The organism is Gilliamella sp. B3464, assembly GCF_026536145.1.
GTDB lineage: Bacteria > Pseudomonadota > Gammaproteobacteria > Enterobacterales > Orbaceae > Gilliamella.
Genome location: NZ_JAFNOQ010000001.1, coordinates 287467 through 310869 on the forward strand (window position 1 = coordinate 287467; position 23403 = coordinate 310869).

Here is a 23403-nt window from a genome sequence, read left to right on the forward strand (position 1 = left end):
TTAAAACTGATACTCAGTTCATAATACACAAATTGTTTTGACTCGGGGTGTTTTTTGTTTGATACAAAAAACTGAGATTTTACCCGTTGAACCTGATCTGGATTATACCAGCGTAGGGAAGTCTAAGCCGTTAACCTTCTGATTGGCAAATTCTTCCTAACCTGTTATAAGTTGTATTAATCGTTAAGGAAAGAATATGTCAGAGATAAAAACCTTTCAGGCTGAGCACGCCACACCATTTATTCACCTTGTTAAGCAGCAACGCCCATTAGTGCATTGCATCACCAATGAGGTCGTGCAAAATTTTACCGCCAATATCTTACTGGCAATTGGTGCATCGCCAGCGATGATTATTGCCAAACAAGAAGTGAAATCATTTGTCGATATTGCCAATAGCTTATTAATTAATATTGGAACACTGCATAGCAATATTGCTGAAAGTATGCTGTTAGCTGCCGAACAAGCCCAACAAAGCCGAACACGCTGGGTGCTTGATCCGGTTGCCGTTGGACCTGCCTTAGCTTATCGCACTGATATCGCTCAACAATTATTAAAATACCAACCTACAGCGATTCGGGGTAATGCCTCTGAAATTTTAGCGCTAAATGGCGAACATTCTTCTTCTAAAGGTACCGATAGCCAAGATTCGACAACGGTTGCATTAACGGCAGCTCAACAATTGGCTCGTCGTTATCAAACCATTGTCGCCATGACAGGCGATATTGACTATATCACTGACGGCGAGAACACCTATCGCATTGCGGGTGGAGATATTGCATTAACGTCTGTTACCGGTACAGGTTGTTCATTATCCGCGATGGTTGCTGCGTTTATTGCTTGTGGTGCTGATAGTTTAGCTGCCACAGCCAGTGCTTGTTATATGATGAAAAAAGCTGGTGAGCGAGCCAATAAACAGCAAGGACTAGGCAGTTTTGCTGTGTCGCTTATCGATCAGCTTTCACTTTTTGTTGATGGTTCAAAATAGGGCAAGCAGATGAAAAAACAACTCGATTTAACCCTCTATTTAGTGCTCGATCCGCAATTGTGTGGCGGTATTCAAGGTATGCTTAATACCACCAAAATTGCCATCGAAAATGGTGTAACTACCGTACAATTAAGATCAGAACAAGAACTATCAGGTAAAGATTGGTATCATGCAGCTATGCAGCTCAAACACCTTTTAAAAGACACACCAGTACCGCTACTTATTAATGATCATGTCGATATCGCATTAGCGATAGACGCTGACGGCGTACATATTGGACAGCGTGATCTACCTGTTGCCGTTACTCGTCAATTAATCGGTGCAAATAAATGGCTCGGCTTTTCTGTTAGTAATCAACAACAACTTGATGCCGTTGAATGGCAATTGGTTGATTATTTGGGTATTGGGCCAATCTTCCCAACTTCAACCAAAAAAGATGCGGCCTCCGCCATAGGTACTGCACAATTAGCTGAACTTGTGAAACTCAAACAGTGTCCTGCGGTTGCCATTGGCGGAATTGGTTTATCCAATGTCACTGAGGTCATAAAAACTGGTATTGAAGGTGTCGCAGTAGTATCCGCTATTTGTGGTCAAGCAGATATTGCTAATGCCAGTCAATCGCTACTGACCAAAATTCAACAAGCAAGATAGGAAATCAAAGAATGACAACAGTTGCATTAACCATTGCCGGCTCCGATCCTAGCGGTGGCGCGGGTATACAAGCAGATTTGAAAACCTTTTCGGCGTTAGGTGCTTATGGCATGTCAGTGATCACCGCATTAACCGCACAAAGCACGCAAGGCGTCGATGCTGTTTTACCTGTCTCGCCTGAATTTGTAGAAGCCCAATTTAATACTCTGTATCAGGATATCAATATTGATAGTGTAAAAATGGGCATGTTAATGAATAAAGAGATTGTGACAGTGGTTCATCATCTCTTAAAAAAACATCCGATTGCCAACATCGTACTTGATACTGTCATGGTGGCTAAAGGCGGTCATCCACTACTGAAATCTGATGCGGTGAATGCAATCCGTGAATTACTCTTACCATTAGCCACCGTTATCACCCCGAATCTACCAGAAGCGGCTGCCCTGCTCGATTGTCAAGAAGCCCAAAATGAGGACGAAATGCAGGCACAAGGACATGCCTTGCTAAAATTAGGTTGTAAAGCGGTATTAATCAAAGGTGGGCATTTACTTAGTCAAGAAAGCCCAGATTATTTAATTACTCCAAACCAAACAATTAGAATGGTATCGCCTCGTATCCAAACTAAAAATACGCATGGTACAGGATGCACTTTATCAGCTGCAATTACCGCATTATTACCGCAACACAGCTTGCCAGATGCCATTCAACAAGCAAAGAACTACTTACAAGGTGCAATTAGTCATGCCGATGATTTATCGATTGGCAAAGGAATTGGTCCAACCCACCATTTTTATCAATGGTGGTAAAAGCTAGCGAGCAAAATAATGGATTACTTGATGCTTGATTACCCGTTATTAGGGAAAATCATGACAGTTTGAGAGTTGAACGGGTGTGGGATTGCCAAGCTTTGCAATCCCACATAGGATTATTTAACATCTTCGGCTTTATTTGTACTGCAATAAAGTGTATTTTCATGAGATACGTTATTGCCGTATTTATCCTGAGAATAAAAAATCCAACAGCTTTTCATCGATGAGTCAATTTTTTGCACCAATTTAACCCTACTTCCAGAGTAGTCACAACGAACATAAAAGTTCTCATTAGGTTTAAATTGTTCAACCTCCCAGATAAACTGATATTTTTTAACGCCATTCTTTTTACTTAGCAAACGTTGATGGGGTCTTTGTATCGCCGCCGGATCGTCTAGATAAACATTAATACCCCAAAAGTCCTGTGAAAGGATAGTCTTATCGATATCAGAAGCATCAGCATATTTGCTCTTACCAATCAGGTCCCAACCTTCTGGCATGTTTACCATTTTTTCTCGAACATCGATCGATTTTGGGCAATCAATTTGGTAAGCATTGACGGTAAAAACCATTGCAAACCCGACAATGATTGTAACGATCGCATTTAACGTTTTTCCTTGCATATTGTTCATCCTTTTAAAATTTTTAGGCACATAATCAATTATTTTAGCCTAATTGAGTGAAAATCATGATGAAATAGAGTGTTAAACTAGGGGGATTGCAATGACTAGCGATCCCACATAACATTAATGATTATCACCCCTTTTATTGGTACTGCAATAAAGTGTGTGTTCACTATTTATCTCATTACCAAGCTCATCTAAAGAGACGTCAGTCCAGCAGCTTTTCATCGATGTATCAATCTTTTTTACTAATACAACCTCACTGTTATAATAGAAACATGAAGCATAATAACGATCAGTATCTTCAGGTCGTAAACTTACGTCCCATTCATTGCGATATTTCTTAAAACCTTTCTTGTTATTCAGCACATAATCCTCAGATTTTTGTACCACTAAAGGCTCTCCCAAAAAAACACCTACACCGGTAGATTTATGTGAAATGTTTTTCACGAAACCACTATTCCAAAATTCTTCCCTATCAGCTGCCCCCCATCCGTCTGACATGTTTTCAACTTTTTCTTTAACATCAATCGATTTTGGACAATCAATTTGGTAAGCATTGACGGTAAAAACCATTGCAAACCCAACAATGATTGTAACGATCGCATTTAACGTTTTTCCTTGCATATTGATTATCCTTTTAAGCATTGCAGGTAAATAACATTTTGAAATATTGAATATTTACGGCAATTATGGCGAAAATATCGACTTAGTCAAGTAGATTTAATCATTGATAATTGCATCTATCATTATCATGATTTTGAGTGGGGTTTTATTGAGATTGCTTTAAGTGAAATACATTGCAACCATGAATAGTCAACAAAAATATAGCAGAAAACAAAAAAGGGATTTTAGCGAAAATCCCCTTTTAATTTGACTTAATATTTTGCCACATGCTACACAGTAAAATCACCGGATAGTTATCTACCATTAAACTGATTAAAATTAATATGAAATACCCACAAACTCATAACCGGCTTCATTGACTGCTGCAATTGCTGCTTCTTGCGAAATGCTACCCCCCTCAATATCAACTTCATGTTTGGCTAAATCAACCGTCACCTTAGCTTTGGGATCGATATCATTAATCGCCTTAGTAATTGCTTTAACACAATGCTGACAAGTCATATTATCGACTATTAATTTCATGATAGACCTCTCTAATCAATCTGATAAAATCTACTATTAAATAAAAATTCATTTAACATCATTTAAATGTTACACAAAGAACCATTCATTCTTTTAAATAATTGTTTTCGGTTGTACCTATATAGCATTATATATAACTAATTTTTAATAAATTCAAGCTGAGTTTTATTAATAACTTTGTATAGCTAAAGAAGGCAATATTTTTTATTATTTAATGTAACTTTATCAAAGAAAAGAACATAATCAATATCTTGCTCTAGAGTCATAGTTTTACCACGAATACAAAGAGAGTAACGTTCATACCAGACGGTTGACCATAAACGCCAATTTTTATTATTTGACCAGCAGGTAAGTAAATTTGATTAGCTTTATTTTTGCCTTTCACCTTTACGTTCATTCCCAAATTTTTTACTTTTGGTCTATTTGTTGTTTTACCTTCAGTATATAGATAACCCAAATTAGGTTTTATTACATCAAAATTGATAATACTAAAATAATACCAACTATCATAATCCCCTACAAGCATAACCCTTGCCCTTGGTTCATTAGCACTTGGCTCTACATATTGGATAACTTTTTTATAGTCCATAAGGCTACAACCAGTTAATTAAATTAGTATAATTAAAAGAAAAATTTGACTAAATAGTTTTTCATAAATCATCCAACTTATACAGTAATCGCATTACACGCATACTAGATTATTTCTATTCTATACAAAGTTATTATAATTACGTTTCTTCTAGTTAGAATCTAATGTTAATACAACAAACTATCCTTGTTATATTGATAATATTCACCTCTTTTGAGCATTAAATCTTATATTTCAAATACAGCCCAGTTTAATTTATACAGTGAAAATTATGGCAATAATTAGAATAATTATCGATTTCAATATAAAAGTTCTATAATAGAACTATTTGTTTGATTATATTATCTTTTAGCTAATCTTTATTTCAATATATGCACTAATAGTTATTACTCAATCTGACAATACTCTATGACAAAGGTAACTAAATTTGAGCAAGAATTATTATTCGGTAAGCATTGCTGGCGTAAATGCTGCAATTTTTAGTTCTCCACTTGGTTCATCAATAAAATACTCTTGATAGTCTTCTTTTACTTTAGATACATAGGCAGGAACAAAAACTATACCTTGTGATATATAGCTGGCAACTAAATAATGCTTTAACTGTTCGATTCCATCCTTGACTCTATGCTGATATTCTATTTGTGGTCGTTTGAGCTCAATAATCAAATGGCTATTACCTTTTTTAAGTAGCATATCAAAATGGAACCGCCCTAAACTATGGCTTAGTGGATAATCAGTTAAAACCTCAACTTCTGGATCGGCTGCTGAAATAAATCCAGCAAACCGACCCTGAAGCTCAAACTCTTTAAGTGTTACGCATTCTTCAAACTCTTCTTTAAGCTCCATAGAAAATAATTTTAGAAGCTCAATCACTTGTTGCATAAAACTAAGTGAGCCATAAATATTACTATCACCAAAGAGACCTTTTGCCCGCTTTTCAGTTTTTGCTTTCTCAATGTCGAAATATTGCTTTTCGAGCATTTGATCTAACAATATATTGAAAAAAGCTGAAACACTTACAATAGCTAAAAGGGCTTCTTGCGATGAAAAAAACAACTGGTAATTATGAGTAGATTTGTTCCTCCACTCAGTTCTATAAGTAGTAAAATGAGCTAATACTCTATCCTTTAGCAAACTATTAGAGCTAAAATATTTTTCAATTTGAAAAGGTGATTTATTGGATGGATCTTCCCCTGTCAAAATACGATATGCTTCTTTTAATGCCCCCTCAAAAGCTTGATTAGTTCGATAAATGACATCTGTATACAAATGCTCACCATTACTTTTACCTAGCTCAAAATGACTTTCTGATATTTCGATATGATGAACAACAGCATCTAAACCAAGCTCTGACGGCGTACCTCTAAAATAATTTGTTTTTGATTTAATTAATTTTAATAAGTCCATAGTATCTAAATATTAGTCAGCACAACAAATATCCTATTTTTTATTTAATTGCATTAACTTTTTGAGATTTCTTTTTGCCGTATGATCATCACCTAAAGTAAGTACCCCAAGCACATCACAACCACCAGCTTCATTAAATTTCTTATTTATCGCTGTAAACAAGTTAAACAAAAAAGTATTATTGATTAGTGGTTTTTCACCGTTTTCCATTTTAGCTAATAGTCGACTTGCATTCATACGCCCATCACCCTGATCAACTATATAATTCATTTTTAATAGTAGGCTACTGACTAACTCTGAGCTCAATGCAGGTATTATTTTCTCTAAAATAAGAGCTTTATCATTTTTAATATTCTCACATTGATAACAATTTAATAAAGCATCAAAAATTAACTCATTTTTTTCTAATTTCAATGAAATCTTTTCATTGCCACTGCTATCTAGCTGACTGATTTTAATTTCACTAACGTACCCATAATTTGGGTACCACATTCCACTATTTATGGGTTCATCTGTAAACTGAATTTCAAGTTTTAATGGAGTTATTAAAGATAAAAAACAATCATTTAATAATACGGAGCCAGATGTTTTTGTTAAATAATCAATTTTTGCTTTTCTTCCGTTATCAATAAACTCATCCACAGTTTGAATGATCCAAAACAGGAGATTGTTTTGTTGTATTCTTGATGCAAATAACAATGGTAGGTTAAATTTATGAGCAAAATTCAGATAATTTTCAAACATAGTATTAGAAATTTTCTTTGTTTCTATACTATTAGATGTTTTCACCTCAACAAAGCATTTAAACTCTTTTCCTTTAGGTAACTTAAAACTTGCCATATAATCAGGAATTTTAAGTTCAGGATTATTAACTGACGATTGCCCTAAAGGCACCAAGCTAGTACAAGAGCCCATAAGAAAACATAGTAATGCAAACTCGTCTTCTAGAAAATAGCCATTTAATCGTCTTCTACACTCATCCTCGCCCATTGAACCTGAGTATAAAGAAATATACTCATCAAACTCTTCTTCAGAAGATGAAGCAATGCGAATACTTTTAAGTATTTTTAGTCTTTCGACATCAGATAAGTTTTCTAAGCCTTTCATCAGCTACCAATTAATTCTTGAAAAAAACAGTGATGACATGTCAGTATCTAATCCTTTTGCAATGACTTGGATTACTTCTAGAGTAGGATTTCTTCCCCCTCTCTCAATGCCACTAATATAGGTACGATCAAGACCACATTTATCAGCAAATGTTTCTTGAGACATACCAGCAAGTTATCTGAGCTGTTTAACTCTCTGTCCAAACAGGACTTTAATTTCATCGGATTTTCTCATCCGAATAGTATTACGCTATGTAGCGTATCAGACCACGGACTATAAGTCACGTTTAAGTGGATTTATTATATCAGTGTGGCTTATAGGCCATATTTATAGTTCATAATTTTAATTATATCACTGGAAAAATTCAAAAAGGAAAAGGATCGGCTACAAAAATATGCATATAGATATAAACAATTACAAAATAGTCTGAATATAAAATTACGGCATAACAGTATGCTATGCCTTATTCATTTATAAGAATGGATGCCAATAAACTCTGACTTACTTACCAATACAAAACGAACTAAATATCCGTCCAAGTAAATCATCCGAAGTAAATTGACCCGTTATTTCACTTAAGGCTTCCTGTGCTAACCTTAATTCTTCGGCTAATAGTTCACCTGCATGAAATGTCGTGAGTTGGTACTTACCGTTATTTAAATGTTCAGCGGCTTTTTCTAGTGCCTGTAAATGGCGACGACGGGCTAAAAATCCACTTTCTGTGCTACTGGTATAGCCCATGGCTTGTTTAAGATGTTCACGTAATAGCTCAATGCCTTCGCCTGTCCGTGCAGAAAGTTGAATCAGTGAGTAGCCATTTACTTCACTAAGACCAAGTTGTTCACCTGTTAGATCAGCTTTATTACGAATAACTGTCATCGGTATATTTTTAGGTAAACGTTCAATAAACTCAGGCCATAATTTTTCTGGGTTGGTTTCGGTTGTTGTAGTACTATCAACCATAAATAGTACGCGATCAGCTTGGTTTATTTCTTGCCAAGCCCGTTCAATACCAATACGTTCGACTTCGTCACTGGCTTCACGTAGCCCTGCTGTGTCAATAATATGCAATGGCATGCCATCAATATGAATATGTTCACGTAACACATCACGGGTAGTACCGGCGATATCAGTAACAATAGCCGCATCGCGCCCTGCTAATGCATTAAGTAAGCTCGATTTACCAGCATTGGGGCGCCCTGCTATGACAACTTTCATACCATCACGTAATAACGAACCTTGCTTCGCCTCTTGTCTGACTTCATTTAAGCGAATAATCACTTCATCAAGCTGAGCTTCAATTTTGCCATCAGATAAAAAGTCTATTTCTTCTTCGGGAAAATCGATGGCAGCTTCAGTAAAAATCCTTAAATGAATTAACGATTCAACCAATGCATTAACTTTTTGTGAAAATACCCCTTGTAATGATGAAATTGCCGATTTTGCAGCTTGCTCAGAACTGGCATCAATCAAATCGGCTATCGCTTCCGCTTGTGCCAGATCCAATTTATCATTCATAAAAGCACGTTCGGAAAATTCCCCTGGTCTTGCTATACGCACATCAGCAATTTCTAAAATACGTTTCAACAGTAGATCTAAAATAACGGGTCCACCGTGGCCTTGAAGTTCAAGTACATCTTCACCAGTAAATGAATGTGGATTGGGGAAGAATAAAGCAATGCCTTCATCTAACGTTGTCCCGTCAGAAGCTAAAAAAGGTAAATAATGCGCATATCGTGGCTTAGGTAAAATGCCTAAAACTGCTTTAGCAACCTCTTGAGCTTTAGGGCCAGAGATACGCAATATACCAACCCCACCACGACCAGGCGGTGTTGCTTGTGCAACAATTGTATCTGATTTCATATTTTTCTTTTTTCTAAAAAATTAAAAAGCAATGTGTTCATCATACCATGTACACATTGCAAATACAGTATTTGTCGAGTGTTTACCGTTAGCAAACTAGCAAAATCATTGTTCGGTCATCAACAAATTATTGATAAATTAATTAGTTTGGGAGTATGCAGCATGACCATTTTTTTATGGTTGTGACTGTCTTGAATCGTTGGGATGATCGAAGAGCCATGAATTAAGTAATGCCAGTGGTTCTCGGATCAATGCTAAATATCTATCAACGTTGTCATAACTTAAATGACTTGATAAACCAGATACATCTTCGATACCAAATCGTTTAGCTAACATTATAGAGCGTAATAGATGAAAATCGTTAGTCGCAATTACGGTTTTACTTGGTGGTAAAATATTAAGTACATTATGTATTTGTTCCACTGTACGTAGTGATTTATCTTCAATATAGATTCTCGATAAATCAATGCCTTTATTGAGCAAATAACGAGCCATCACACTGGCTTCTGTAGCTGACTCATCTTGACCTTTACCACCACAAACGATGACTTTAGTTTCGGTATTATCGTTTAAATAATTTACTGCCGAATCTAAGCGAACTTGTAAACTGGGTGATGCTTCTGCTGGGTTACCAACTACTTGAGCGCCTAAGACAATCAACACATCAGCGTGACTCTCAGGTTTTTTAAGTGCATAAAGATAAATAACAATATTACAAATAATGAAATATGTTAAAACAACCAATACACCATATTTAATAAATTTTAGCATTTAGATTCACACCCTTTTTTATAACAGTATTGAAAATGGTCATTAACCAATCCCATCGATTGCATAAAAGCGTAACAGATCGTCGAACCAACAAAACTAAAGCCTCTTTTTTTTAACGCTTTAGACATTTTATCTGATATATCAGTAGTAATAGGAACTTCGCTTATATCGTTGAAATGATTAATGATTGGTTTGCCACCCACAAATGACCAAATAAATTGTGAAAAGTCTTCACCATTATTTTGCATTGCAAGATAAGCTTTAGCATTTTTTATAATACTATTAAGTTTTAATTTATTTCGAATTAATCCCTTATTTGTAAGTAATTTATCGATATCTTGCGCTGTTAATTGAATAATCTTTTTAGGATCAAAATTAAAAAAACAGCGACGATATTCATCACGTTTTTTTAGTACGGTAATCCAAGATAAGCCTGCTTGCTGACCTTCCAAACAAATTTTTTCAAATAATTTAAGACTATCGTATTGTGCAATACCCCACTCATTATCATGATAGTCAATATACAACGAATCATTTGAAACCCAACTACAACGTGTTATTTCATTATTTTTCATCAAGTTATTACCTAATAAATGAATTTTTTTAATATTCATTTGAAAAAACATTATACATAATTTAGCTATAGTAAATTATAAATCAAATAGTCGGTTTTATAACATCCATTAAATTTTTTTATGATAAAAAAAAACACATTTTTTTGTGGCAAAATGAGCGCTTTATATTTAGTTTTAATCAAAAAAAGTATATTTTTTTATTATCTATCTTAATTTAACAATAATTATAAGGTCTTTTCATGAGTCAATCTGAAATCAATGCGCAGTGGCAACCCAATGCCCGGCCATTAAACAGTAAGGATTTAAAAACATTAGTTTTATCCTCTTTAGGGGGAACGTTAGAATTTTATGACTTTGTTATCTATGCGCTATATATTGATACCATTGTCAAACCACTCTTTTTACCCCACACTTTATCGCCATTGACGTTAGATCTTTTCGCATGGGGTATCTTCGCTGCTGGTTATTTGGTAAGGCCTGTTGGTGGCATTATTATGGCGCACTTTGGCGATAAAGTAGGACGTAAAAAAATGTTCACTTTAAGTGTCGCAATGATGGCATTACCGACATTTATCATTGGTGTTTTACCTACTTATGAAATGATAGGCATTTTTGCACCATTATTGCTATTAGTGATGCGTATGCTGCAAGGCGCAGCTATTGGTGGTGAAATGCCAGGTGCATGGGTGTTTATTGCCGAACATGTGCCAAAACAGCGCTATGGTTTAGGTGTCGGCACATTAACATCAGGCATTACGGGTGGAATTATGCTTGGCTTTATTGTCACTATCATTATCGATCTTTATTTTACCAAAGAAAATATTTTAGATTATGCTTGGCGAATTCCATTTATTATTGGCGGTATTTTTGGTGTGATCTCAGTTTATTTACGTCGATTTCTTTCAGAAACACCAATTTTTAAAGAATTAGCTGCACGGAAAGCTATTGAAAAAAATATCCCTGTTGTTACTGTATTAAAAAAACATAAAACAGCTTGTATCATTGTTGCACTGTTAACATGGTCATTATCAACTGCAATTATGGTTGGAATATTAATCACGCCAGGACGAATTGTTGGTGGAATGTACCACTTTGCCAATCTTGATTGGCGCATTGGTGGCTGTATTGCGGCTTTGACACTAACAATAGGCTGTGTTATTTCTGGTTGGCTTGATGATAAATTAGGAACAAGTAAAACAGTCGTAATAACCTGGGGCGGACTTGCGATTGCCAGTATCATTTTCTATAGTTCACTGACTGCTGATATGTCGTTAGCAAAACTGTACTGCCTTTGGGCGATATTTGGACTATTTATTGGTTCAATTGCCATGACGCCAATTATTGGTACCAGAACATTTCCACCAGCTATTCGTTATTCGGGTTTATCGTTTTCCTACAATTTGGCATATGCATTATTTAGTGCCATCACACCAACGTTGACCATTTATTTATTAAGTCCTGACCATTTATTAGGTGAATATAGTTATTTAGGTGCAGGCATTTATATTTCGTTTGTCGCACTAATTGCGGTTGCCGTAGGTTTTTACCCTTTGGCTCAAAAAGGCTGGCAAAACGAAGCAGATCAGTAATCATTTTAGTAAAAAAAAGCAGATCAAACCGATCTGCTTTTTCATTAAGTTGTCACTTTAAAATTTGAATAGTATTATCGCATTGTTACAAATTCTTCAGCCGCAGTTGGATGAATAGCAACAGTGTTATCAAAATCTTTTTTGGTTGCACCCATTTTAAGCGCCACAGCAAAACCTTGCAGCATTTCGTCCATACCATAACCCATACCATGAATTCCGACAATTTTTTCGTCTTTACCAACACACACTAACTTCATTCGGCATGGTTGGCGATGCGTTGTGACCGCAGTATACATTGCAGTAAAAGTTGAGGTATATACTTTTACATTTTGCTCACCAAATTGCGCAATGGCTTCAGGTTCAGTTAAACCAACCGTACCTATTGCTGGATGAGTAAATACAACTGTTGGAATATTAGTATAGTCTAAATGTTCATCCACTTTATTATTAAATAATCGTTCAGATAAGCGGCGTCCAGCTGCAACGGCAACAGGTGTTAGAGCGATAGCACCTGTATCATCGCCAACAGAATAAATACCAGGAACATTGGTATTTTGATATTTGTCGACCATAACAAAGCCATTATCATTAGTTTTTACCCCTGCTGCGGATAAGTTTAGATCGTTGGTTGCTGGTTCTCGACCAATTGCCCAAATCACACAATCAACAGTATAACTTTCGCCATTTTCTAACGTTAATGTTAATGAATTATCACTATTTTTAGTAACAGACTGAGGAATAGCAAACGTATGCAAAGTTTGGCCTTCTGTCTTAATAACCTCCATTAATGTCTCAACAATAAGTGGATCAAAAGAACGTAATGGTGTCGCTTTACGAATAAATTGATGAGTTTGTGCGCCTAATGAATGTAATACACTGGCAATTTCACAAGCTATATAACCCGCACCAACAACTGCAACACGCTTTGGTAATGCTTTCAATGCAAAAAAGCCATCAGAAGTAATACCATACTGCGCACCAGGAATGTTAGGTATAGTTGGTTTACCACCAACTGCAATTAAAATATGATCGGCGCTATAACATTCACCATTTACTTCAACCGTATGTGAATCAATAAATTTAGCATATCCTTGAATCACATCTACCTTATTTTTACGTAGCACGTTATCATAAGATTGATGAATACGATCAATATAAGCGCTTCGACTTGAGATTAATTTGTCCCAATTAAATTGATTTATCGTTGTATCAAATCCATAATCTGGACCATAATGTTTTATTGCTTCGGCAATTTGCGCACCATACCACATCACCTTTTTAGGTACACAACCAACATTAACGCAAGTACCACCTAATAATTTTGCTTCAATAATTGCGCATTTTTTTCCGTATGACGCCGCTCTGTTAACTGACGCAATACCGCCACTACCACCACCGATGGCAATATAATCATAATGTTTCGTCATTCAATATCCTTAATACTCGTTGTCTTCATTTAGCTATAGCTTTGCACAAACGAGATAATAAAAAAAGTATTAAATTTAAAATTTAATGATAGTTATTAACAATTGATTACGCGACCAAGATTTGCATTTCCGAATAAATTCAAAAGTAATAAAAGGATAATTTAAATAATTAAATTAATAATAGTATGTAATTATAATGTCTATTGATTTGGTTTGATTTAATTTTGAATAAAAAATTATATAGGATTACAGAGGTATTAACCCCAAAAAACTATTTTACTGATTATTGATATTAACTGCTGTGATATTAGGTACTTAAGCTACCACTCAGTGGTAATGGCTAAACTTTATCCTAACAATGATAATTTTACTTGTTATCCATAAAATATTTAGTTGTCGTACCAACAATATACATTATTACACATCATATAATGATTCTAGTTAGCAACAAACTTATTAGTAGCAGTTGAAACGATTAACACTGGTGTTATTTAATTAAAAACAGAAAGATAGATTTCTACAGCTAATAAGACTACCTGCTTAACTCAAGTAGTCTTATTAATAAAATGATATTTAACGACTTTTAATCGTGTTAATAATATTTGTCGTTGAACAACCATCTTCAAAATTAAGTACTTTGACAATGCCGCCAGCATCAATCACCTCTTTGCCACCGGCGATGTCTTCCGGTTTATAATCACCACCTTTAACTAATACATCAGGTAATATATTAGCGATCAGTCGTTGTGGTGTTTGTTCTTCAAATGGTACCACCCAATCAACTGAATCAAGCGCACCTAAAACAATCATACGTTGCATAAGTGGGTTAATCGGTCTTGATTCACCTTTCAATTGTTTTACCGATGCATCGCTATTTACAGCGACAATTAATCGATCTCCCAATTTTCGAGCATTGGCTAGATAAGAAACATGACCGGCATGCAAAATATCAAAGCAACCATTGGTCATGACAATTTTTTCACCGCGTTGTCTCGCTTTTTTAACTTCTTCTTTTAGCTCATCTTCCGTCATGACACCAAAACCATTATCTTTTCGAGCTCGAATGGCATTTTCAAGCTCAACTTGTGATACTGTAGAAGTACCTAATTTGCCTACAACCACACCCGCTGCTGCATTGGCTAAATAACAGCTATCTTCGAGTGATTGACCTGATGCTAAAGCTGCGGCTAATGTGGCTATCACAGTATCACCCGCGCCAGTAACGTCAAAGACTTCTTTAGCTTGTGTCGGTAAATGGTAAGTTGGTTTATCTAACTGTAATAGTGTCATGCCTTTTTCACTACGCGTAACAAGTAATGCTTTAAGTTGATATTTTTTGATAAGTGCAAGCCCTTTTTCGACAATTTCTTGCTCACTATCACACTGCCCTACCACTGCTTCAAATTCTGACATATTTGGCGTCAGTAACGTTGCGCCGCGGTAACGCTCAAAGTCAGTTCCTTTAGGATCAACCAAAATAGGAACATTAGCCTGATTAGCAAGATCAATCATCTTTTGTACGGACGATAACGCGCCTTTTGCATAATCAGATAAAACTAATACTTTATGTGTAGTTAATGCAGTTTGTATACGCTCTAAAATTGGGCTAGCATCAACTTTATCAAATCCTTCTTCAAAATCGATTCGAATTAATTGTTGATTACGCGAAAGTACTCTTAATTTAGTTATGGTTGGATGAGTAGAAACAGCAACAAAATCACAATGAACATGATGTTTGCTTAATTCTTCATCGAGAATTTTAGCAGCTTCATCAATTCCTGTTAAGCCAATTAAACGAACATTGCCACTTAATGAAGTGATATTCATTGCTACATTGGCAGCGCCACCTGGCCGCTCTTCTAATGCATCAATTTTAACCACAGGTACAGGCGCTTCAGGCGATATACGATTGGTTCCACCATACCAATAGCGATCTAACATGATATCACCAACAACTAATACATTGGCTTGACTAAAATCAGGTAATGAAGTTTTCATTATCAATAATTATCCTTTACTTATCATTTATATTTTATATAACGACTTATTCAGTTTTATTTGATTCGCTATCATCTTCATTGTCTTTAATATCTGCGGTTCTTGGGCGATAAAACCTCGCAAAAAAAGTACCAATTTCAAACAATAAACAGATAGGAATCGCTAAAAGAATTTGTGAAAATACATCAGGTGGGGTCACAAACATAGCGACAGCAAATACACCAACAATAATATATGGGCGTTTTTTTCTTAAATTTTTTGGAGTGGTAACACCTGTCCAACAGAGCAATATAATGGCTACAGGCACTTCAAAAGCAAAACCAAATACAATAAAAAGTGTCATGACAAAATCAAGATACTTAGTAATATCAGTATTAATTGCAACATCAACTGGTGCAGTGTGAATAAAAAAGTAAAATGCTAATGGAAACACCACAAAATAAGCAAAAGCGATCCCCATATAAAAAAGTACAGTACTTGATACGATCAGTGGCATAACCAAACGTTTTTCATGCTGATAGAGGGCTGGAGCAATAAATCCCCAAACTTGGTAAAGGACATAGGGAATCGAAATAAAAATAGCGACTATAGCGGTGAGTTTAATTGGGGTAAAAAAAGGAGCTGCGATATCGGTCGCAATCATACTGCTGCCTTGCGGTAATTGGCTAATTAAAGGATTAGCTACAATATGATAGATATCATTTGAGAAATAGAGTAAACAAATTAATACCAGTAAAATACAGATAATACAGCGTAAAAGTCGAGTCCGAAGCTCGATTAGATGTCCAATTAACGGTTGTGTAGCGTCTTCTGTCATGATTTATCTTTATCAGAATGAGTTTGAGTATCAATGTGAGCGGCTGAATCAATTTCTTTTTGTAATGATTCGGTAACGCGTTTTAAATCGTCAATTGAAGCTTGAATCTCGGGAGTGAGCGTTTTTAAGCCACTTTGTTCAGCTTTTTTTAAACTGTCTTGTAACTCTTGTAATTTAAGTTCTTTATTTAACTCTAATTGTACAGTCGCTGACATGCGACGAAGTACTTTGATCCAGCTAGCAACGGTTTTAATTGCCACAGGCAAGCGCTCGGGACCTAATACAACCAGCCCAAGAATCATTACTAATAGTAATTGCCCAAAGCTAATATCAAACACAGGCTACTCTTTTTTGTTAGTATTATTATCGGAAGAATCAAGATTTTCAACTTGTTGTGAATCATTACGATCTTTTTTGTCATCATCGTCATTCATCGCTTTTTTAAAGCCTTTGATAGACGCACCAAGATCCGATCCTAATGAACGTAATTTTTTAGTTCCAAATAATAATACAACAACAGCAATCAATATTAATAGTTGGGGTAAACTTGGCATCATGATAACTTTCTCCAACAAGCTTAGGTAAACAAATTATACACTTAATTTATACGATTTTAAAATAACATGCTAATGAATGATCAGCGCCATTATACATAATAGGCTGATAACAACCGTGAACCCCAAAAGATAAGATTCGCGCTTTTTACTCTGTTTTATCTGTTGCTGGATTTGCATTAATTGTTGGTTCAACTGCTTTGTCATGCGCGCATTATCATTTAATTTTACAGGTAAGTCAGGCAAAATTGAGCGCCATTGCGGTAATGCTGTCCAAAATTGTTGTAATATTTTTTTAGCGCTATACTTATCTTCATACCATTTTTCTAAAAAAGGTTTAGCGGTTTGCCATAAATCAAGCTCGGGGTAGAGCTGACGTCCTAATCCTTCTATGTAAAATAACGTTTTTTCAAGTAAAGTTAATTGAGGTTGTATATCCATATTAAATTGACGGGCTACTTGAAATAATTGTAGTAAAATTTGTGAAAAAGAGATCGCTGACAATGGTTTAGCAAAAGCAGGCTCGCAAACATTACGCATTGCCATTTCAAGAGCAGTTGCGTCAGTTGTTTCAGGCACCCAACCCGAAGCAATATAAGTTTCAGCAATTTTGCGATAATCCCGATTAAAAAAAGCAAGAAAATTTTCAGCAAGATAACGTTGATCATCTTCACTTAATACGCCGACAATAGCACAATCAATGCCGATGTATCTTGGATTTTGTACATCAGTAATATCCACAAAGATATTACCGGGATGCATATCTGCATGAAAAAAATTATCACGAAACACTTGGGTAAAAAATGCTTGAACACCTCGTTCAGCCAGTAATTTCATATTAACTTTTTTATGCTTGAGCTGTTCAATATCGGCTATTGGAACACCTCTAATTCGCTCTTCAACCAATATGTTTTTTCGACATAGATCTTGGTAGACATACGGTATATACAAAATATCACTATTGATGAAATTATCACGTAATCTAGCTGTATTATAAGCTTCTTGCTGTAAATCTAACTCTTTTAATAAGGTACTTTCGTAATCGCGTACAATCTCTAAAGCGCGTAATTTTTCACCCGATTTAACGCGTTTAGTCAACTGATTAGCGGCCCAATACATTAGGTCAATATCGGAGCGAATTACCGGTAGAATATTTGGACGTAATACTTTTATTATTATCTCAGCTTGGCTGCGCTTTAATATCGCTGTATGCACTTGAGCAATAGATGCGGATGCTAGCGGTTTTTCATCAAAATTAGAAAAATAGTAATCTAGAGGTTGTTCTAATGCGCTTTCAATTAGTTGTTTAGCAATTTTCCCATCAAAAGGGTCGACTTGATCTTGTAATTTAGCCAGCGCATCTGCAATATGTATAGGTAATACATCACGCCTAGTTGAAATCATCTGTCCAAATTTAATCCAAACTGGACCTAACTCTTGCAAAGCTTGACGTAGCCTTTCCCCTATTTCTTGGTGTTTTGCTTTGGGGCGGATCCAAAATAAACACTTTGACAAAAATTTAGGCCATCTTACTGAATGGTGTTTTGGCAATAATTCATCTAATCGATATGCACGAAATACTGCCAATATTTTATAAAGTCGAAAAAATGTCATAATCGTTGTCGCATGTCGCCTTAAAATTTAAAACCAGTATGCAAAGCCACAATGCCGCCTGTCATATTGTGATATTTAACGTCTACAAAACCGGCATCTTCCATCATTTTCTTTAATGTTTTTTGGTCAGGATGCATACGAATAGATTCAGCTAGATAACGATAACTATCGGCATCGTTTGCCACAACTTTCCCCATTAATGGTAGCATCGTGAAAGAATACAAATCGTAAGCTTTATTTAGAATTTTGTATTGAGGTTTAGAAAACTCAAGAATAAGTAAACGACCGCCTGGTTTTAATACCCGCCACATCGAACACAATGCTTTTTGTTTATCAGTCACATTACGCAGTCCAAACGATATGGTAATACAATCAAAATAGTTATCAGCAAAAGGCAGTTCTTCTGCATTCGCTTGTACATATTCTATATTTTTGAATAAACCTTTGTCGCGTAACTTGTCTCGACCAACTTTCAGCATGGATTCATTAATATCAGCCAACACAACTAGCCCATCATCCCCCACTAGTTGAGAAAACTTAGCTGTTAGATCACCTGTCCCACCTGCTAAATCCAATACTTTTTGGCCCTTACGTACGCTACTATATTCAATGGTAACCTTCTTCCAGATACGATGAATACCAAACGACATAAGATCATTCATTACATCGTATTTATCAGCAACGGAATGAAATACTTCTGCAACTCGTTTGACTTTTTCTTGCTTTAAAACTTGTGTATAACCAAAATCAATTTTTTCTTGTTCTTTATTATCTTGCTTATCAGGGGATTGAGACATAAAAATTTACCTATCACATCGAGTTAACTTATTTTAGCATAAGCCACTGTAAATGTGATGAACTAAATCAATAATGACTCAACCATTTTAGAAATAGCTTCAAAATTTTGTAACATCGTGTTGGACGAATCAAGATCTTGTTGATGAATAACTAAATCAAAATGATAGCTTTCTTTCAAACCTTTTAAAACCTCATGTTCTTTTTGAAAGATTTGCGTATAGTATTGGGACAGTGTTTCGAAATCGATTGAAGTAAAAAGCACCTTATTACTTGTTTCGATCGCTTTTGATAACCGCTCCACATGTAACATTGCAATACGGATATAATCAGTTTCACTCAAATAACGCTGATTATAAGGGGTTGATATTTCACGTTCAATGTAATTAATATACCCATTTGATACATATTGTGTGTTATAGATATTAGCTAATTGTAAAGGGAGCTCATTGAATTTTCCCTGTCCGATAATTGCTATTTTTTTGACAAAAAAAGGTTTTGCAGCTTTGGCAATAAAAGACCAATTTTGATATGGATTTTCACGAATTTGAGTCGCACTAATGTTAATAAAATCGCGATTAGCATCGACTAACACGGCTGGACAATGAAAATATAATTCATGATTTTTAATATCTTGTGGTTCACTGGTAAAAACCACTGTAGGTTCTATTTTATGATCAGTTAAAATCTGTTTTACCCGATCACTCCAATCTTGCCAACCATTTGGATAATATTCAATGTTAGATTCGTCTAAAATATGGACATGAATATTATGGCGATCTTTAAACGTTTCTTGTAACCATGAAAAACGATCACACACTTGTGGTTGTTTAGGTAGGCGACTGCTTGCAAAAAGTTGTTTATCACGATTTGCCTCACAGCCTAACATGATATGGAGTTCATCAACTTGTGTCATCGCTTTTTCAATTAGATAGATATGACCACAATGTAAAGGATAAAATTTACCGAAAATCAAACCAACTTTATGTTTAGATACCATGACTATTACCAACGCATTGAAATCCTGCTAACAATGTACAGAAAATATTAACATTGTCTAATGAATTGATGCTATTTTAATGTTTTTGTAGCATTTTTTTACTTTGACTATTCAACATAGTAAATAGTCAACAATAACATCAAATATTTTAATATTGCATTGAGGATAAAGTAATACCTGTTGCAACAGAGATATTAAGTGAAGGCATGTTATCATTCCCCTTCAAATGAACCACAACATCAGCACATTGTACTAATTTTATATTAATTTGTTGGAATATGACTAATACCGTTTTTTTATGAAACTCAACTTTTGCTAATTCTGTTGAGGCAATTGATTTTACCTGACAAGGTAATAAGACAATAATTTGATAACCATGCTGTTTGAATTGATCAAGTGAAACAATAAAATCATCACTTTTTATTGATTCAACTGCTTCAATTCCACCTTCTGCCACCCGCATAGCTGCGCCACTATCGAGTAAATTAGTTTGTCGTAGCATTACAGCATTTACTTTATAAAATGCAGCGCTACGAATTAATCCACCCAAATTATGGGGATTATTTACATCATCAATCGCTAAAATACAATCTTGCTGTTTATCATGATATTTGTCTAAATAGTCAAACATAGTGATAGCAACGCGTTTTTTAACGATCAAACAAACGCCACCATGATGCGAAGTTTGAGTTATTTTGGCAATTTGCTCATTTGAAACAATATCGTAGCCTAAACGTTGTTTAACTAACCAATTAATTAAATCCCTAAATTGATAAGTCATTTCTTGCGTAATGAACAATTTTACAATTGCCGCGCGGCGGTGCTTAAAAACCGATTTACAACTGTTTTCACTATAAACTAAAGTTTCTTCTTTACGTTGGCGGTAGCCATCATAACCAAATGTAGGGCTTTGATCATTATCCCGTACTTTTTTGCGCCAAGGGGATTCGTTTTCATCTTGTAAATCGTACGTAGATTTATTTACTTCAACAATAATACTTTGTTTGACAAAACCTGTTTTAGCCGCTTTAGGTTTGAACGTTTCAATTCGATCATTATTACGCTTATCTCTTCTTTTAGCGTTAAACTGAAAAGAATTATCTTTGCGATTATCTTTATGCCCACTAATTTTTTCTTTATTAGTTCGAGAATGCTTTTTAGGGTCATTAGTTGTAGCGTAAAAAATAGCTGGTTTATTTTTTTCAGTATTATCGTTCATATTTATCTCAAAATAATTGGTTATCGTGTACGAATGGTTGGCGCAATTTTATCTAAAACACCATTGACAAATTTATGGCTATCTTCTGCCCCGAAAGTTTTAGTTAAATCGATAGCTTCATTAATAACAACCTTATAAGGTACATCGTGACGTTTGGTTAATTCATAAAGCGCAATTCTTAATACGGCTAACTCAACTTGACCAAGCTCATCTACTGTTCGCTCAGTAAGATAAGGTGCCATTTTTTCATCTAACTCTGTAGTGTTTTTAGCAACACCATGAAGTAACTCTCGAAAATATTTCGTATCAACACCTTTCATATCTTGTTCAGTCATAAAACTTGTCTCAACATCAGCAAGATCATTTCTAGATATTTGCCAAGAGTAAATTGCTTGAACGGCGCATTCTCTTGCTCGACGACGAGGATTAACTAATGCCACTAAATTACTCCTTAATTGTTTTGATAACGTTAAGCATTTCCAGTGCAGTTAATGCAGCTTCAGCACCTTTATTACCTGCTTTAGTGCCAGCACGTTCAACGGCTTGTTCTATGCTTTCAGTCGTTAAAATGCCAAAACCGACTGGAATTGAAAATTCTAAACTAGCACTTAATAGGCCAGAGCTTGATTCGCCTGCAACAAAATCAAAATGTGCAGTACTTCCTCTAATTACTGTCCCCAAAGCCACAATAGCATCATATTTTTTAGATTGTGCAGCAACTTTTGCAGTAAGCGGAATTTCATAGGCGCCCGGTACCCAAATAACCGTAATATTTTTTTCATCAACTTGACCAATACGCGTTAACGCATCAACAGCACCGTTTACTAAACTTTCATTAATAAAATGATTAAAACGTGCCGCGATTATAGCGACTTTCGCTTTTGGTGCAGCAACTTTACCTTTAACTGTTTGCATAGTGATTCCTTATCGTTCGATTATAAATGCAATTTCACTTTGATTAATTGTAGGTGAAAATATTTGCTGATTATATCATGATTTGAAGGCTTATCCTATCAGCAAATAACGCTACAACCTCGTTTTGATTAACAATTTATTGGAAAATAAATACAAAGATTTTGTTTATGAGAACTTAAATAGTTTGAGTAATATAAAAAAATTTTAATTAAACAATTTTGTTAATTTTTTATGATTGATTTTTATGCTAATAAATTAAATTTACTTCAACTTTTTTCACTATCTATCATTTTATTTTTATTATCCCTTGCAAGCAGTTTTGAACGCACTACAATGGTAGTAAGATTTTTCTTTTATGAGGTAATTTAGATGTATATTGATGCTATTCGTGATGAACTCAACCAAGCACTAAATGTATTGGTAAATTTTGTTTCGGATGATGGCAATCTTCACAAAATCCAACAAGCAGCTGTGCTTATAGCTAACGCATTTAAACAAGGTGGTAAAGTTTTATCATGTGGCAATGGTGGTTCCCATTGTGATGCTATGCATTTTGCTGAAGAGTTAACCGGTCGTTACCGTGATAATCGTCCAGCTTATCCTGCAATAGCTATATCAGATGTTAGTCATATATCTTGTGTAGGCAATGATTTCGGATTTGATTCTATATTTTCACGTTATGTTGAAGGTGTTGGACAAAAAGGCGATGTATTATTAGGTATTTCAACGTCAGGTAATTCAGCTAATGTATTAAAAGCAATAGACGTAGCTAAACAAAAAGGGATGAAAATTATTACCTTAACCGGTAAAGATGGCGGTAAAATGAACGGACTGGCTGATGTCGATATTCGTGTACCACATTTTGGTTATGCTGATCGTGTACAAGAAATCCATATCAAAGTTATTCATATTTTAATTATGCTAATTGAAAAAGAGATGGCTTAAA

Annotated in this window: 23 protein-coding genes, 3 pseudogenes and 1 riboswitch; of the genes and pseudogenes, 5 read left to right on the forward strand and 21 right to left on the reverse strand. The window is 35.1% G+C overall.

The window, feature by feature from the left end:
- Positions 1–33: 33 nt before the first annotated feature.
- Positions 34–136, forward strand: a riboswitch (TPP riboswitch).
- Between the two features lie 60 nt (positions 137–196).
- From thiM to thiD, 3 genes are read left to right on the forward strand one after another with little or no spacing between them, the layout of a single operon-like run.
- Positions 197–985 carry a hydroxyethylthiazole kinase gene (gene thiM, locus J3U57_RS01245; RefSeq protein ID WP_267333659.1) on the forward strand — a complete coding sequence of 263 codons (789 nt, stop codon included), beginning with the start codon at positions 197–199 and terminating at the stop codon, positions 983–985.
- Positions 986–994: 9 nt separating this feature from the next.
- Positions 995–1636: a thiamine phosphate synthase gene (thiE, locus tag J3U57_RS01250; protein WP_267333660.1), complete on the forward strand. Its 642-nt coding sequence runs from the start codon at positions 995–997 to the stop codon at positions 1634–1636.
- An 11-nt stretch (positions 1637–1647) separates the two neighbouring features.
- The gene (gene thiD / locus J3U57_RS01255) at positions 1648–2442 is read left to right on the forward strand and encodes a bifunctional hydroxymethylpyrimidine kinase/phosphomethylpyrimidine kinase (RefSeq protein ID WP_267333661.1); all 795 of its coding nucleotides are present in this window, start codon (positions 1648–1650) and stop codon (positions 2440–2442) included.
- 119 nt (positions 2443–2561) lie between these two features.
- Here the strand turns inward: thiD and J3U57_RS01260 are convergent, their stop codons facing one another.
- The 10 genes and pseudogenes from J3U57_RS01260 to J3U57_RS01305 form a co-directional block, all read right to left on the reverse strand.
- On the reverse strand, positions 2562–3068 hold the full coding sequence (locus J3U57_RS01260; RefSeq protein ID WP_267343598.1) for an STY0301 family protein: 507 nt from the start codon (positions 3066–3068) through the stop codon (positions 2562–2564).
- Between the two features lie 123 nt (positions 3069–3191).
- Complete coding sequence (locus J3U57_RS01265; RefSeq protein WP_267333663.1) at positions 3192–3695, reverse strand: STY0301 family protein; 504 nt, start codon at positions 3693–3695, stop codon at positions 3192–3194.
- Between the two features lie 318 nt (positions 3696–4013).
- Positions 4014–4217: a heavy-metal-associated domain-containing protein gene (locus J3U57_RS01270; RefSeq protein ID WP_267343599.1), complete on the reverse strand. Its 204-nt coding sequence runs from the start codon at positions 4215–4217 to the stop codon at positions 4014–4016.
- A 262-nt stretch (positions 4218–4479) separates the two neighbouring features.
- Complete coding sequence (locus J3U57_RS01275; RefSeq protein ID WP_267343600.1) at positions 4480–4806, reverse strand: hypothetical protein; 327 nt, start codon at positions 4804–4806, stop codon at positions 4480–4482.
- 441 nt (positions 4807–5247) lie between these two features.
- Complete coding sequence (locus tag J3U57_RS01280; RefSeq protein ID WP_267343601.1) at positions 5248–6213, reverse strand: hypothetical protein; 966 nt, start codon at positions 6211–6213, stop codon at positions 5248–5250.
- 33 nt (positions 6214–6246) lie between these two features.
- Positions 6247–7320 carry a hypothetical protein gene (locus J3U57_RS01285; protein ID WP_267343602.1) on the reverse strand — a complete coding sequence of 358 codons (1074 nt, stop codon included), beginning with the start codon at positions 7318–7320 and terminating at the stop codon, positions 6247–6249.
- 3 nt (positions 7321–7323) lie between these two features.
- A pseudogene (locus J3U57_RS01290) lies at positions 7324–7554 on the reverse strand (helix-turn-helix domain-containing protein).
- Positions 7555–7821: 267 nt separating this feature from the next.
- Complete coding sequence (gene mnmE, locus J3U57_RS01295; protein WP_267343603.1) at positions 7822–9183, reverse strand: tRNA uridine-5-carboxymethylaminomethyl(34) synthesis GTPase MnmE; 1362 nt, start codon at positions 9181–9183, stop codon at positions 7822–7824.
- A 174-nt stretch (positions 9184–9357) separates the two neighbouring features.
- Positions 9358–9954 (reverse strand): YdcF family protein, encoded by a 597-nt coding sequence (locus J3U57_RS01300; RefSeq protein ID WP_267343604.1) that lies wholly within the window; start codon positions 9952–9954, stop codon positions 9358–9360.
- Positions 9948–10529, reverse strand: coding sequence for a DNA-3-methyladenine glycosylase I (locus J3U57_RS01305; protein WP_267333668.1), 582 nt, complete (start codon positions 10527–10529; stop codon positions 9948–9950). The genes J3U57_RS01300 and J3U57_RS01305 overlap by 7 nt, the downstream gene beginning before the upstream one ends.
- 239 nt (positions 10530–10768) lie before the next feature.
- Here J3U57_RS01305 and J3U57_RS01310 point away from each other — a divergent pair, with 239 nt between their 5' ends.
- On the forward strand, positions 10769–12118 hold the full coding sequence (locus J3U57_RS01310; protein ID WP_267333669.1) for an MFS transporter: 1350 nt from the start codon (positions 10769–10771) through the stop codon (positions 12116–12118).
- 74 nt (positions 12119–12192) lie between these two features.
- On the opposite strand, the gene gorA is transcribed toward J3U57_RS01310, so the two are convergent.
- The 11 genes and pseudogenes from gorA to ribE form a co-directional block, all read right to left on the reverse strand.
- Entirely contained in the window at positions 12193–13545 is a 1353-nt protein-coding gene (gene gorA, locus J3U57_RS01315; RefSeq protein WP_267333670.1) for a glutathione-disulfide reductase, read from the reverse strand.
- Positions 13546–14118: 573 nt separating this feature from the next.
- Positions 14119–15543, reverse strand: a complete 1425-nt coding sequence (hldE, locus tag J3U57_RS01320) for a bifunctional D-glycero-beta-D-manno-heptose-7-phosphate kinase/D-glycero-beta-D-manno-heptose 1-phosphate adenylyltransferase HldE (RefSeq protein WP_267343605.1) — start codon at positions 15541–15543, stop codon at positions 14119–14121.
- Positions 15544–15589: 46 nt separating this feature from the next.
- The gene (tatC, locus tag J3U57_RS01325; RefSeq protein WP_267333674.1) at positions 15590–16360 is read right to left on the reverse strand and encodes a twin-arginine translocase subunit TatC; all 771 of its coding nucleotides are present in this window, start codon (positions 16358–16360) and stop codon (positions 15590–15592) included.
- Positions 16361–16404: 44 nt separating this feature from the next.
- A pseudogene (gene tatB, locus J3U57_RS01330) lies at positions 16405–16698 on the reverse strand (Sec-independent protein translocase protein TatB); the annotation flags it as partial.
- 3 nt (positions 16699–16701) lie between these two features.
- Positions 16702–16917, reverse strand: coding sequence for a twin-arginine translocase TatA/TatE family subunit (tatA, locus tag J3U57_RS01335; RefSeq protein ID WP_416379585.1), 216 nt, complete (start codon positions 16915–16917; stop codon positions 16702–16704).
- Between the two features lie 102 nt (positions 16918–17019).
- Positions 17020–18528, reverse strand: a pseudogene (gene ubiB, locus J3U57_RS01340) (ubiquinone biosynthesis regulatory protein kinase UbiB); the annotation flags it as partial.
- Between the two features lie 20 nt (positions 18529–18548).
- Positions 18549–19325 (reverse strand): bifunctional demethylmenaquinone methyltransferase/2-methoxy-6-polyprenyl-1,4-benzoquinol methylase UbiE, encoded by a 777-nt coding sequence (ubiE, locus tag J3U57_RS01345; RefSeq protein ID WP_065634779.1) that lies wholly within the window; start codon positions 19323–19325, stop codon positions 18549–18551.
- Between the two features lie 62 nt (positions 19326–19387).
- Complete coding sequence (gene nadR / locus J3U57_RS01350) at positions 19388–20323, reverse strand: multifunctional transcriptional regulator/nicotinamide-nucleotide adenylyltransferase/ribosylnicotinamide kinase NadR (protein WP_267343607.1); 936 nt, start codon at positions 20321–20323, stop codon at positions 19388–19390.
- A gap of 148 nt (positions 20324–20471) precedes the next feature.
- Positions 20472–21542, reverse strand: a complete 1071-nt coding sequence (locus J3U57_RS01355) for a TrmH family RNA methyltransferase (protein ID WP_267333678.1) — start codon at positions 21540–21542, stop codon at positions 20472–20474.
- 20 nt (positions 21543–21562) lie between these two features.
- Positions 21563–21982 (reverse strand): transcription antitermination factor NusB, encoded by a 420-nt coding sequence (gene nusB / locus J3U57_RS01360; RefSeq protein WP_267333679.1) that lies wholly within the window; start codon positions 21980–21982, stop codon positions 21563–21565.
- Positions 21983–21986: 4 nt separating this feature from the next.
- The gene (gene ribE / locus J3U57_RS01365; RefSeq protein ID WP_416379632.1) at positions 21987–22457 is read right to left on the reverse strand and encodes a 6,7-dimethyl-8-ribityllumazine synthase; all 471 of its coding nucleotides are present in this window, start codon (positions 22455–22457) and stop codon (positions 21987–21989) included.
- A 369-nt stretch (positions 22458–22826) separates the two neighbouring features.
- Between ribE and lpcA the strand changes: the two genes are divergently transcribed.
- Positions 22827–23402: a D-sedoheptulose 7-phosphate isomerase gene (gene lpcA / locus J3U57_RS01370; RefSeq protein WP_267333680.1), complete on the forward strand. Its 576-nt coding sequence runs from the start codon at positions 22827–22829 to the stop codon at positions 23400–23402.
- Position 23403: the final 1 nt, after the last annotated feature.

What these genes read in the sequence shown, in the direction of transcription:
- J3U57_RS01265 (WP_267333663.1), bottom strand. Translation starts at nt 3,695, where the DNA reads ATGCAAGGAAAAACGTTAAATGCGATCGTTACAATCATTGTTGGGTTT.
- J3U57_RS01305 (WP_267333668.1), bottom strand. Translation starts at nt 10,529, where the DNA reads ATGAAAAATAATGAAATAACACGTTGTAGTTGGGTTTCAAATGATTCG.
- lpcA (WP_267333680.1), top strand. Translation starts at nt 22,827, where the DNA reads ATGTATATTGATGCTATTCGTGATGAACTCAACCAAGCACTAAATGTA.
- thiD (WP_267333661.1), top strand. Translation starts at nt 1,648, where the DNA reads ATGACAACAGTTGCATTAACCATTGCCGGCTCCGATCCTAGCGGTGGC.
- tatA (WP_416379585.1), bottom strand. Translation starts at nt 16,917, where the DNA reads ATGATGCCAAGTTTACCCCAACTATTAATATTGATTGCTGTTGTTGTA.
- J3U57_RS01280 (WP_267343601.1), bottom strand. Translation starts at nt 6,213, where the DNA reads ATGGACTTATTAAAATTAATTAAATCAAAAACAAATTATTTTAGAGGT.
- mnmE (WP_267343603.1), bottom strand. Translation starts at nt 9,183, where the DNA reads ATGAAATCAGATACAATTGTTGCACAAGCAACACCGCCTGGTCGTGGT.
- J3U57_RS01275 (WP_267343600.1), bottom strand. Translation starts at nt 4,806, where the DNA reads ATGGACTATAAAAAAGTTATCCAATATGTAGAGCCAAGTGCTAATGAA.
- J3U57_RS01355 (WP_267333678.1), bottom strand. Translation starts at nt 21,542, where the DNA reads ATGAACGATAATACTGAAAAAAATAAACCAGCTATTTTTTACGCTACA.
- ubiE (WP_065634779.1), bottom strand. Translation starts at nt 19,325, where the DNA reads ATGTCTCAATCCCCTGATAAGCAAGATAATAAAGAACAAGAAAAAATT.
- J3U57_RS01285 (WP_267343602.1), bottom strand. Translation starts at nt 7,320, where the DNA reads ATGAAAGGCTTAGAAAACTTATCTGATGTCGAAAGACTAAAAATACTT.
- gorA (WP_267333670.1), bottom strand. Translation starts at nt 13,545, where the DNA reads ATGACGAAACATTATGATTATATTGCCATCGGTGGTGGTAGTGGCGGT.
- nadR (WP_267343607.1), bottom strand. Translation starts at nt 20,323, where the DNA reads ATGGTATCTAAACATAAAGTTGGTTTGATTTTCGGTAAATTTTATCCT.
- tatC (WP_267333674.1), bottom strand. Translation starts at nt 16,360, where the DNA reads ATGACAGAAGACGCTACACAACCGTTAATTGGACATCTAATCGAGCTT.
- thiM (WP_267333659.1), top strand. Translation starts at nt 197, where the DNA reads ATGTCAGAGATAAAAACCTTTCAGGCTGAGCACGCCACACCATTTATT.
- thiE (WP_267333660.1), top strand. Translation starts at nt 995, where the DNA reads ATGAAAAAACAACTCGATTTAACCCTCTATTTAGTGCTCGATCCGCAA.
- J3U57_RS01300 (WP_267343604.1), bottom strand. Translation starts at nt 9,954, where the DNA reads ATGCTAAAATTTATTAAATATGGTGTATTGGTTGTTTTAACATATTTC.
- ribE (WP_416379632.1), bottom strand. Translation starts at nt 22,457, where the DNA reads ATGCAAACAGTTAAAGGTAAAGTTGCTGCACCAAAAGCGAAAGTCGCT.
- J3U57_RS01310 (WP_267333669.1), top strand. Translation starts at nt 10,769, where the DNA reads ATGAGTCAATCTGAAATCAATGCGCAGTGGCAACCCAATGCCCGGCCA.
- hldE (WP_267343605.1), bottom strand. Translation starts at nt 15,543, where the DNA reads ATGAAAACTTCATTACCTGATTTTAGTCAAGCCAATGTATTAGTTGTT.
- J3U57_RS01270 (WP_267343599.1), bottom strand. Translation starts at nt 4,217, where the DNA reads ATGAAATTAATAGTCGATAATATGACTTGTCAGCATTGTGTTAAAGCA.
- J3U57_RS01260 (WP_267343598.1), bottom strand. Translation starts at nt 3,068, where the DNA reads ATGCAAGGAAAAACGTTAAATGCGATCGTTACAATCATTGTCGGGTTT.